5 protein-coding genes are annotated in these 11,605 nt (G+C 63.7%); 3 read left to right on the top strand and 2 right to left on the bottom strand.

Annotated elements, in window-relative coordinates; genetic code table 11:
* Positions 1-53: 53 nt before the first annotated feature.
* On the bottom strand, positions 54-2,105 hold the full coding sequence (gene betT / locus RHODMAR_RS04350; RefSeq protein WP_008711671.1) for a choline BCCT transporter BetT: 2,052 nt from the start codon (positions 2,103-2,105) through the stop codon (positions 54-56).
* Positions 2,106-2,873: 768 nt separating this feature from the next.
* Here betT and gltB point away from each other — a divergent pair.
* The 3 genes from gltB to RHODMAR_RS04365 all read left to right on the top strand — a co-directional run bounded on the left by gltB (position 2,874) and on the right by RHODMAR_RS04365 (position 10,030).
* The gene (gltB, locus tag RHODMAR_RS04355; protein WP_008711673.1) at positions 2,874-7,463 is read left to right on the top strand and encodes a glutamate synthase large subunit; all 4,590 of its coding nucleotides are present in this window, start codon (positions 2,874-2,876) and stop codon (positions 7,461-7,463) included.
* On the top strand, positions 7,456-8,907 hold the full coding sequence (locus RHODMAR_RS04360; RefSeq protein WP_042937946.1) for a glutamate synthase subunit beta: 1,452 nt from the start codon (positions 7,456-7,458) through the stop codon (positions 8,905-8,907). Before gltB ends, RHODMAR_RS04360 begins: the two co-directional genes overlap by 8 nt.
* Before the next feature lie 217 nt (positions 8,908-9,124).
* Entirely contained in the window at positions 9,125-10,030 is a 906-nt protein-coding gene (locus RHODMAR_RS04365; RefSeq protein ID WP_008711677.1) for a cutinase family protein, read from the top strand.
* On the opposite strand, the gene RHODMAR_RS04370 is transcribed toward RHODMAR_RS04365, so the two are convergent.
* On the bottom strand, positions 10,009-11,535 hold the full coding sequence (locus RHODMAR_RS04370; RefSeq protein ID WP_008711679.1) for an MFS transporter: 1,527 nt from the start codon (positions 11,533-11,535) through the stop codon (positions 10,009-10,011). The two genes, RHODMAR_RS04365 and RHODMAR_RS04370, sit on opposite strands and share 22 nt — an antisense overlap.
* Positions 11,536-11,605: the final 70 nt, after the last annotated feature.

The following is an 11,605-nucleotide window of genomic DNA, read 5'->3' on the forward strand; positions in this document are numbered from 1 at the left end:
CGTGGGTTGTGCTGGGTAGGTCGTGCGCTGGGTAGGTCGTGTGGGCAGAACAGTCAGGAGCCGCCGCTGTTCTCCTCGAGCTGCAGGAAGGTCAGATGCCCTTCGTAGTGGTCGAGTATGTCTTCGATGACCTGATCCTTCGTGTAACCCATGATGTCGTAACCCTGACCGGAACCGCCGTCCAGATAGACCTCCATCCGGTAGTACTCGTCCTCGTTGCGAGGCATCGTCAACCCGAAGGACGGGATGGCGACCTTGCGTCGCCACACCTGATATCGGAACGGATGAGCGTGGTCTGCGCCCACCTCGAGTTCGTACATGTCGGAGTCCTCGGTGCCGTTGACATGACCGCATCGAGCATCGATCCCCTGCGCCTGCATTTCTTCTACGACCTCGTCGAAACTCGGCAACACCACCTCGCGGCCGAACTCGCGCACACGATCCTCACCGGGGAATCTGAGCACCCGACTGAGTCGGTGGCGCCAGGACCAATCGGTTCCGCGGTTTCCGCCGGTGCGGACCGAGAGCGAACCCGGCAAACTCTGTTCGACGCTCTCGTTTCGGAAAGTTTCCACTCTGAGCGATCGATAGAGACCGATCATGACCAGGATGATGACGAAGGCAAAGGGCAAGCCCATGATCACCGCAGCACTCTGCAGAGTTCCTACACCGCCGATGAGGAGCATGGCCACCGTCAGACCGCCTGTCGCCAGCGCCCAGAAGATGCGCAGCGGCGCGTTCCCGTCGTGCTGCGGGCTCGGCAGATGCGACGAGAGATTGGCCATGACCAGTGCGGCCGAGTCCGCGGAAGTGACGTAGAACAGCAGAGCGGTGAACGTCGCGAGGGCAGCTATGAAGGTGAAAGCCGGGTAATCCCGGAGAAGTTCGTAGAATGCGCCCTCCGGGTTGAGGATCGCTTGTTCGCCGAATTCGCTGTCACCGCCACGAACCCGCTCGAGGGCAGAGTTTCCGTAGACCGAGGCCCACATGAGGATGTACAGAAATGGGATCGTCAAGGTCCCGAGCACGAACTGTCGGATGGTGCGGCCGCGAGAGATCCGCGCCAGGAACAGGCCGACGAACGAGGCCCATGCGATCCACCAGGCCCAGAAGAACAGTGTCCAGTCGGTCATCCACGTGCCGGTGTCCTCGAACGCGAAGGTCTGACCGACCATGTTGGGGAACAGTCGAGCGAAATCACTGACGTTCAGAACGAGGGCGTCGAGCAAGAACTGGGTCTGGCCCATGACGAGCACCCAGATCGACAGCGCGAATGCCAGGAACACGTTGAGAAGCGAGAGAATCTTGATGCCCTTGTCCACGCCCGAGGTGGCCGAGAGCGTGGCAATTGCCACACCGCAGGCGACGATGGCGACTTCGACGCCGGTGCTGACCTCCAGTCCGAAAATTACATTCAGCCCCACGTTGATCATCACGACACCGATGCCCAGCGACGTCGCTACGCCGAAGATCGTGCCGAGCAGCGCAGCAAAATCGACAGTGTCTCCCAACACACCCTTGACGCGTTTGCCGAAGATGGGAGCGAGTGCCGAGCGGATCGCCAGTGGTTGATTCTTCCGATACGCGAAGTAGGCCAACGCGATACCCATCAGAGCGTAGAGGCTCCATCCACTGATTCCGTAGTGGAAGAGCGTCCATGCGGTCGCCTCACGGGCAGCATCGACCGTACCGGGCTCTGTGCTCGGCGGTTGGAGGTACTGCGTCACCGGCTCGGAGACGGCGAAGTACATGAGATCGGTGCTGATGCCGGCAGCGAAGAGCATCGACGCCCAGGACAGCAGGCCGAACTCGGGTTGCGAGTGCGCGGGCCCGAGCTTGATTTTGCCGAATCCCGAGAGCGCCAGGTAAATGACGAAGACGAGCACGATCGCGACCAGTGCCACGTAGAACCATCCGAACCAGTCCGAGGTCCACTCCACTGCGGTGCCCAGTACGCTCTCCGCGTTCTCCGGTGCGATCAGCGCCCAGACCGTGATCGCAAGTGTGAACAGTGCGGCGGGTACGAAGACCCGCCAGTTCACCCGCGATCGCGCCTCCGGTTCGTCGGCCACATCTTGCTCGGATCTTTCGACCGATGAACTCACGAATCTGTTCCCTTCTGTTGCCTGCGACCCCGGATGGTGGTGTCGGCACTGTGCTCATCAGCACAGCAATAGTGGAGATAGCGCGTTCGTTGTCTTCAACCTAGTCCTGGGGAGCCGGGCTGCGGGCCCTTCGAGCTGCGACAATTCGATCGACGATATCGGTGGATCCAGTTCGAGGCGCCTCGTTTCGGTCGACTGCCGCGCCCCATCGACCCGCGTGCGAAGACCGGATCCGCCACTGCCGGGTCGAACCCGAGGTCACGGATAACCATGGCACGGTGCATCGTTCGCCGAGTGCAACCCGGTTATGACCGAACTGTGCCCTACCGTCCGTGTGCTCGGTAGGAACAGGATGAGTACAGGTCCGCGGTGAGGCAACGAATTACACCGATGTTGTTCGGAAAGCCCCTTGTCAGCAGCCGGGTCTCGAGTTACTTCGCGAGTAGGAAAACCGAGCGCAGAGGTCGGTAAGAGCCCGAAGAGAAATTTACTAACCCCCAGCTCCGGGGCGTTATTAGGCTTACCTTATTTCAGTGTTACCTGGTAGCTGATTTATCGTTTGTCATCGGACCGGCGTACAAACGGCCGATCCGCCCGACCGAGGCTTGTGTGTGCCCAGAGCTGATCTGCTCGACGGTAGGCAAGGATCGACGTTCGGGGGTGCTTCTTCAACGGCGAATGGCACCCGACAGCCGTCCGCGACGGTCGGCGATCTGTGCCGAGCCGCTCTGGCGCACTCGAAAGCTGGACTTATCGAAAAGGCTAGGTATGAAGCGCACTCCGGGCCCGCAAGGCCTCTACGATCCGATCAACGAGCACGACTCCTGTGGTGTCGCGTTCGTTGTGGACATGCACGGTCGTCGCAGTCGCGACATCGTCGAGAAGGCGATCACCGCACTGGTCAACCTCGAGCACCGCGGTGCTGCCGGCTCCGAACCGAACACCGGTGACGGCGCCGGAATTCTGATCCAGGTACCGGACGCATTCTTCCGTGCCGTCGTGGATTTCGAGCTTCCCGCCGCGGGCGCGTATGCCACCGGAGTTGCATTCCTTCCGCAAGGCCGCAGCGACGCCGCGCGCGCCTGCGAAGGTGTCGAGAAGATCGTTGTCGACGAGGGCATGACCGTCCTCGGGTGGCGTGATGTTCCCACCGACGACTCCTCTCTCGGGGCGCTCGCGCGCGATGCGATGCCGACGTTCCGTCAGCTGTTCTTCGCCGCACCCGACCGCTCCGTTACCGATCTCGATCTCGAGCGCACGGCGTTCGTCATCCGTAAGCGCGTCGAGCACGAGCTGGGCGAAGAGGGCGCGGGCAAGGACGGCCCCGGCCGCGAAACCGTGTACTTCCCGTCGCTGTCCTCGCAGACGTTCGTCTACAAGGGAATGCTGACCACTCCTCAGCTCAAGGGTTTCTACCTGGACCTGCAGGACGAGCGTGTGGAAAGTGCACTCGGACTGGTGCATTCGCGCTTCTCCACCAACACGTTCCCGTCGTGGCCGCTGGCGCATCCGTTCCGCCGCGTCGCGCACAACGGCGAGATCAACACCGCCACCGGCAACGAGAACTGGATGCGCGCCCGTGAAGCGCTCATCACCTCGGATGTGTTCGGCGGCTCCGATGCACTCGAGAAGATCTTCCCCGTGGTCACCCACGGAGCAAGTGACACGGCACGTTTCGACGAGGTGCTCGAGCTGCTGCATCTCGGCGGACGAAGCCTTCCGCACGCCGTGCTGATGATGATCCCCGAGGCCTGGGAGCGGCACGAGTCCATGGACCCCGCACGTCGGGCGTTCTACAAGTACCACTCTTCGCTGATGGAGCCCTGGGACGGACCGGCATCGGTGTGCTTCACCGACGGCACCGTCATCGGAGCTGTCCTGGACCGCAACGGCCTGCGTCCGAGCCGGCTGTGGGTCACCGACGACGGTCTGGTCGTCATGGCGTCCGAGGTCGGCGTTCTGGACATCGACCCGTCGAAGGTCGTCCGTAAGGTACGCCTGCAGCCCGGCCGCATGTTCTTGGTCGACACCGCGCAGGGCCGGATCGTCTCCGACGACGAGATAAAGGACGAGCTCGCTGCCGAGCACCCGTACCAGCAGTGGCTCGACGAGGGTCTGACCTCGATCGACGATCTGCCCGAGCGCCCGCACGTGCACATGCCGCACGATCGAGTTCTCATTCGCCAGCAGATCTTCGGCTACACCACCGAGGAACTGAACGTGCTGGTCTCGCCGATGGCCAAGTCCGGAGCCGAGGCCATCGGTTCCATGGGCACCGATACCCCCATCGCCGTCCTGTCGGCCCGTCCGCGGATGCTGTTCGACTACTTCTCGCAGCTCTTCGCGCAGGTCACCAACCCGCCGCTCGACGCGATCCGCGAAGAGATCGTCACCAGCCTCGGCGGCACCATCGGACCCGAGGGCGATCTGCTCAATCCGGGTGCCGACAGCTGCAAGCAGATCGTGCTGCCGCAGCCGATCCTGCACAACGACGATCTCTCCAAGCTCGTGCACGTCAACGACGAAGGAACCCAGGAGGGGCTTCGTTCGGTGGTCGTGCGCGGCCTCTACCCGGTCGCCGAGGGCGGTGAGGGTCTCCGAAAGTCGTTGGAGGCCATCCGAGCTCAAGTGTCGGCGGCCATCTCGGGCGGCGCGCGCATCGTCGTGCTCTCGGATCGCGAGTCCAGTGAGAAGCTCGCCCCGATTCCGTCGCTGCTGCTCACCTCTGCCGTGCACCATCACCTGGTCCGCGAAAAGACCCGGACCAAGGTCGGTCTGATCATCGAGTCCGGTGACGCCCGCGAGGTGCACCACATGGCTCTGCTCATCGGATTCGGTGCCGCAGCGGTCAACCCGTACATGGCGTTCGAGTCGATCGAGGACATGATCGAGCGCGGTGCCCTCACCGATATCGATCTCGACAAGGCCGTCGCGAACTACATCAAGGCCGCAGGCAAGGGTGTGCTGAAGGTGATGTCCAAGATGGGCATCTCGACCCTGGCGTCGTACACCGGTGCTCAGCTGTTCCAGGTCATCGGCCTCTCGCAGGAACTGGTCGACGAGTACTTCACCGGGCTCAACAGCCACCTCGGCGGTATCGATCTCGATCAGGTCGCCGACGACGTCGCAGCGCGGCACGCGGTGGCGTACCTCGAGAACCGTCAGGAGCGTGCGCATCGCGAGCTCGAGACGGGCGGCGAGTACCAGTGGCGTCGGGAGGGGGAATACCACCTCTTCAACCCCGACACAGTGTTCAAGCTGCAGCACTCCACTCGCACCGGTCAGTACGACATCTTCAAGGAATACACGAAGATGGTCGACGACCAGTCCGAGCGGCTCGCGTCGCTACGAGGTCTGTTCCGTTTCAAGACCGAAGAGCGGCAAGCGATTTCGATCGACGAGGTCGAGCCGGCCAGTGAGATCGTCAAGCGTTTCTCGACGGGTGCGATGAGCTACGGCTCCATCTCGGCCGAGGCGCACGAGACCCTGGCCATCGCCATGAACCGTCTCGGCGGGCGCTCGAACTCCGGTGAGGGCGGCGAGGACGTCTCGCGGTTCGAGCCGGACGAGAACGGCGACTGGCGACGCAGTGCCATCAAGCAGGTCGCGTCGGGACGCTTCGGTGTCACCTCGCACTACCTGACCAACTGCACCGACATCCAGATCAAGATGGCACAGGGAGCCAAGCCCGGTGAGGGCGGCCAGCTTCCGGCTCACAAGGTGTATCCGTGGGTTGCCGAGGTGCGGCACTCCACGCCCGGCGTCGGTCTGATCTCGCCGCCGCCGCACCACGACATCTACTCGATCGAGGATCTCGCACAGCTGATCCACGACCTGAAGAACGCCAACCCGCAGGCCCGCATCCACGTGAAGCTGGTCTCCGAGGTCGGCGTCGGTACCGTCGCGGCAGGTGTGTCCAAGGCGCACGCCGACGTGGTGCTCATCTCGGGCCACGACGGCGGCACCGGCGCGACGCCGCTGACCTCGGTCAAGCATGCCGGTGGTCCGTGGGAGCTCGGTCTGGCCGAGACCCAGCAGACGTTGCTGCTCAACGGTCTTCGCGATCGCATCGTCGTCCAGGTCGACGGCCAGCTCAAGACGGGCCGTGACGTCATGGTTGCCGCTCTGCTCGGCGGCGAGGAGTTCGGTTTCGCCACCGCTCCGCTGGTGGTCTCGGGCTGCATCATGATGCGGGTCTGCCACCTCGACACCTGCCCCGTCGGCGTTGCAACGCAGAACCCGTTGCTGCGCAAGCGTTTTGCGGGCAAGCCGGAATTCGTCGAGAACTTCTTCATGTTCATCGCCGAAGAGGTCCGTGAGCTCATGGCCGAGTTCGGTTTCCGTACGCTCGACGAGGCCGTCGGCCAGGTCGGTCTGCTGGACACCACCGCTGCCAAGGAGCACTGGAAGGCGTCCAAGCTGGACCTGTCGCCGATCCTCGAAGAGGTCGAGTCGGCCTTCATGAACCAGAACCTCTACAACACGGGCGTTCAGGATCACGGTCTCGACAAAGCCCTCGATCAGCAGCTCATCTCGGCGAGCCGGAACGCGTTGGACAAGGGCGAGAAGGTCGCGTTCGAGTCCAAGATCACCAACGTCAACCGCACCGTCGGAACGATGCTCGGGCACGAGGTCACCAAGGCCTACGGCGGCGTCGGGCTCCCGGACGACACCATCGACATCACGTTCACCGGCTCGGCCGGCAACAGTTTCGGTGCGTTCGTGCCGTCCGGAATGACGCTGCGTCTGCACGGTGACGCCAACGACTTCGTCGGCAAGGGACTGTCCGGTGGACACCTCGTGCTGCGGCCGTCTCTGGACGCTCCCAAGGGATTCGTCGCCGAGGACAACATCATCGGTGGCAACGTCTTCCTGTTCGGAGCCACCAGCGGTGAGGCACTCATTCGCGGTGTCGTCGGCGAACGATTCGCCGTACGCAACTCCGGTGCCGAGGCCGTCGTCGAAGGTGTCGGCGATCACGGATGTGAATACATGACGGGCGGCAAGGTCGTCATCCTCGGCGAGACGGGCCGTAACTTCGGTGCCGGCATGTCCGGCGGCGTCGCGTTCATCTTCGATCCGAACAAGACGTTCGAGGCCAACCTCAACACCGAGCTGGTCGATATCGAGGAGCTCGAGGGTGACGAGTTCACCTGGCTCCGCGGCATCGTCACTCGTCACCAGGAGCAGACCGGCTCCGAGGTGGCCGAGCGGATCCTCGCGGACTGGTCACAACAGGTGAACCATTTCGTGAAGGTCATGCCTCGCGACTACAAGAAGGTACTGCTGGCCATCTCCGAAGCCGAGAAGAACGGCGCGGACGTGGACGAAGCGATCATGGAGGCAGCTCGTGGGTGACCCACAAGGTTTTATGAAGAACACCGTCCGCGAGGTGCCCAAGCGGCGGCCCGTCGACCTGCGCCTGATGGACTGGAAAGAGGTCTACGAGGACTTCTCGAAGGACACTCTGCGCACCCAGGCCAGCCGGTGCATGGACTGCGGTATTCCGTTCTGCCACAACGGCTGCCCACTGGGGAACCTGATTCCCGAGTGGAACGACCTGGTGTTCAAGGATCGGTGGCGCGACAGCATCGATCGACTGCACGCCACCAACAACTTCCCGGAGTTCACCGGGCGGTTGTGCCCCGCTCCGTGCGAGGCGTCGTGCGTCCTGGGCATCAACCAGGATCCGGTCACCATCAAGCAGGTCGAGGTCGAGATCATCGACAAGGCCTTCGAAGAGGGCTGGGTCACCCCGGTCTACCCGACGCACCTCACCGGCAAGACTGTTGCCGTCGTCGGCTCGGGTCCCGCGGGACTTGCAGCAGCACAGCAGCTCACCCGCGCCGGTCACACCGTCACGGTCTTCGAGCGTGCCGATCGCATCGGCGGATTGCTGCGCTACGGCATCCCCGAGTTCAAGATGGAGAAGCGGCACATCGACCGTCGGCTCGCGCAGATGGAAGCCGAGGGAACCGTCTTCCGCACCAACGTCGATGTGGGCGTGGACATCTCGGCGGACGAGCTGCGGGAGCAATTCGACTCCATCGTCCTCTCCGGCGGAGCCACCGCGTGGCGCGATCTGCCCATCGAGGGCCGTGAACTCGAGGGCATCTACCAGGCCATGGAGTTCCTGCCGCACGCCAATCGCGTGCAGCAGGGCGACATCACCGAGCCTCCCGTCAGCGCGCACGGCAAGAAGGTCGTCATCATCGGCGGCGGCGACACCGGTGCCGACTGCCTGGGCACCTCGCACCGCCAGGGTGCGGAGAGCATCCACCAGTTCGAGATCATGGCCCGACCGCCCGAGGAGCGTGCGACGTCCACCCCGTGGCCGACGTATCCGCTCATGTACCGGGTCGCCTCGGCACACGAAGAGGGTGGCGAGCGAGTCTTCTCCGTCAACACCGAGCGTTTCGTCGGCGAAGACGGCAAGGTCACCGCACTCGAAGCCTGCGAGGTCGAATTCAAGGCCGGCAAGTTCGAGAAGGTCGAGGGCAGCGAGTTCACACTCGAAGCGGATCTGGTGCTCCTGGCCATGGGATTCGTCGGTCCGGCCAAGGGCGGCCTGCTCAGCGATCTGGGCGTCGACTTCAACCAGCGCGGTAACGTCGAGCGTTCCAACGAGTGGGTCACCAACGTTCCCGGCGTCTTCGTCGCCGGAGACATGGGTCGCGGCCAGTCGCTCATCGTCTGGGCCATCGCCGAGGGCCGCTCGTGTGCGGCCGCCGTCGATACCTTCCTGCAGGGAGTGACGGCACTGCCCGCACCGATCGTGCCCACCCAGGCACCGCAGCGGTAGTTGAGCGTTCGTACTGCGCCCCCGGTTGGGATCAATGTGGCTTTGTTGCACTCTGTGTGACTGAATCTCACATTGATCCCAACCGGGGGGCGAACGAATACGACGATGTGACGCCCGGTTACGTCCGTTAACCATGTGGGCATCTGATGGTCACAGGCCCCTGGCACTGTGAAATCGAACAACGATGGTTCGACTTTCACCAGTGAGGCCCCCTCCCATGAGTGTCAAGAAGTTCTGCGCCGGAATCGGCGTCGTGGCAACTGTCGTGTCCGGTGCGATCGTCGGTGCGGCATCGCCCGCCGTTGCCGACCCAGGCGACTGCCCGTCGATGTATGTCGTGGCCATCCCGGGAACGTGGGAGACCAGCTCGGGTGCCGCTCCGAAGCCGGGAATGCTCACCGACGTCACCGATCGTCTCGGTGGCGATATTCGCACCGACTACGTCTCGTACCCCGCCACCGCTTTCCCGTGGGAGGGAGAGGTGTACGGGCAGTCACGCGCCGCCGCGGTGACGAACGCGGGCGGCATGCTGAGGGCCATGGCCGATCGCTGCGGCGCAACGAAACTGGGAATCATCGGGTACAGCCAAGGTGCCGATGCCGCCGGTGATCTCGCCGCGTCGATCGGTACCGGCGTAGGCGTCGTGCCTGCGGATCGGATTGCAGCGGTGGGTCTGATCTCGGACCCGAAGCGCTCCGACACCGACGCTTTGGTGGGGCCTGCCGTGGTGGGTACCGGCGTCGGCGGACCTCGCGTCGGTGGATTCGGCTACGTCAGTCCGGTGGTGCGGACCTTCTGCGCCGTCGGCGATCTGTATTGCTCGACGCCCAAGGACGATTACGTGGCGCGAGTGGCCGGCTTCCTCGCGGTCTCCTCCAACCCAGCGCCCGATGTGGCCGATCAGTACTCGCAGGAGGCGCAGTCGTTGATCGCCGATCTCGCGGCAGCAGGCGGCCTGCCGGTGCTGCAGGGTCAGCTCACCGACCAGGCCAACGAGCAGCGCACGCGCGAGATCGAAGCGTTCTACCGCTCGGGAGTTCACCAGGAGTACCAGAGCTACGACGTCGAGAACGGTGAATCCGCAACCCGATGGCTGTCGCGTTACATCGCCGACGCGGTCTGACGTCGTAGCAACACGAAGATTGCTACTGCACTGACCGCCATCAGAACAGCGCTGGTACCTGCCGCGAGGTTGAATCCATCGATGAAGGACGAGTGGGCGACGTCGGTCAGTTGCGAGGCGAACGGTTCCGGCAGGTAGTCGGCGACGGCGACCGCACCGCCGATGGTCTCGCGCGCCGGGTCGGCGATCTCGGCCGGCGTCCCGGCTGGGATAGCGTCTTCCATACCGTTGCGGTAGACCGTGCTGCCGATAGTGCCGAGGATGGCGATGCCGACGGCGCCGCCCAGTTCGGCTCCGGTCTCCGACAGTGCCGATGCCGCTCCGGCCTTTTCGGGTGCCGCTGCGGTGAGCACGATGTCGGAGTTGAGTGTCGACGCAGCTCCGATCCCGAAGGTCAGCAGTGCCATACCGGTGAGCAGCAACGGCAGCCCCGAGTCCACGGCAACGAACACCATTGCTGCGCAACCGAACGCGATGAACAGCAGGCCACCCGCGATGATGGTGCCGGTGCTGATCACCTTGCTCAGCGTCGGTGCCAGGACGGCGCCGGCCGCCGCGGCGACGGCAGGTATCAACAACCACAGTCCGGCTTCGAGGGGGCCGAGCCCGACGACCAGCTGCAGGTACTGCGAGGCGAACAGGCTGAACCCCGTCATGGCGAAGATGACGAGGAACTGCACCACAACGGCTGCGCTGAAGGCACGTTCGGCGAACAGCGTCACATCGATCAGTGGGTTCGCAGCTTTACGTTGTCGGATGACGAACACCGTGCCGAGCGCCAGGCCGACGACGGCGGTGGTGATCGTTGCCGCGTCGATTCCCTCCTGTGCACCGTGTTTGATGGCGTAGACGATCGAGAGCATCGAGGAGATCGCGAGGACCACGCTGATCGGGTCGAACTTGCCGGGGTCGGAGTCCTTGAACTCGGGGACGAGCAAGGGGGCGGCGACGAACAGCAGCACCATGATCGGGATGTTGATCAGAAACACCGAGCCCCACCAGAAGTGTTCGAGCAGAACGCCTCCGATGACAGGCCCGACCGCGGCTCCGCCTGCGAATCCGGCCGTCCACAGGCCGATGGCTTCCTTGCGCTGAGCAGGGTCGTGAAACATGTTGCGTATCAACGACAGGGTGCTCGGTGCGATGGTAGCTCCGCCGACGCCCAGCAGAGCGCGCGCCACCAGCAGCATCTCGGGCGAGGTGGAGAAGGTCGCGGCGAGGGATGCGGCACCGAAAACGACCGCGCCGATCATCAGTAGGGCGCGTCTGCCGATCCGGTCGCCCAGAGAGCCCATGGTGATGAGCAGGCCGGCGAGCAGGAATCCGTAGATATCGAGAATCCACAGGGTCTGATTGCTACTGGGCTCGAGGTCGGCCGTCATGAACGGCAGTGCGAGGTACAGCACCGACATATCCATCGAGACGACGAGAATGGGTACGACCAGTACCGCGAGGCCGAGCCAATCCTTCTTCGTGGCGCGCTGCTCGGTGACCCTGTGGCTCACTGTGACTTCCCTTCCGCGTGGACAACCTCAGCTTAGGTGGGCCGGGAGTACGTTCGTTGAGGAAAGTGTG

Source organism: Rhodococcus sp. AW25M09 (genome assembly GCF_000333955.1).
Classification (GTDB): Bacteria; Actinomycetota; Actinomycetes; order Mycobacteriales; family Mycobacteriaceae; genus Rhodococcoides.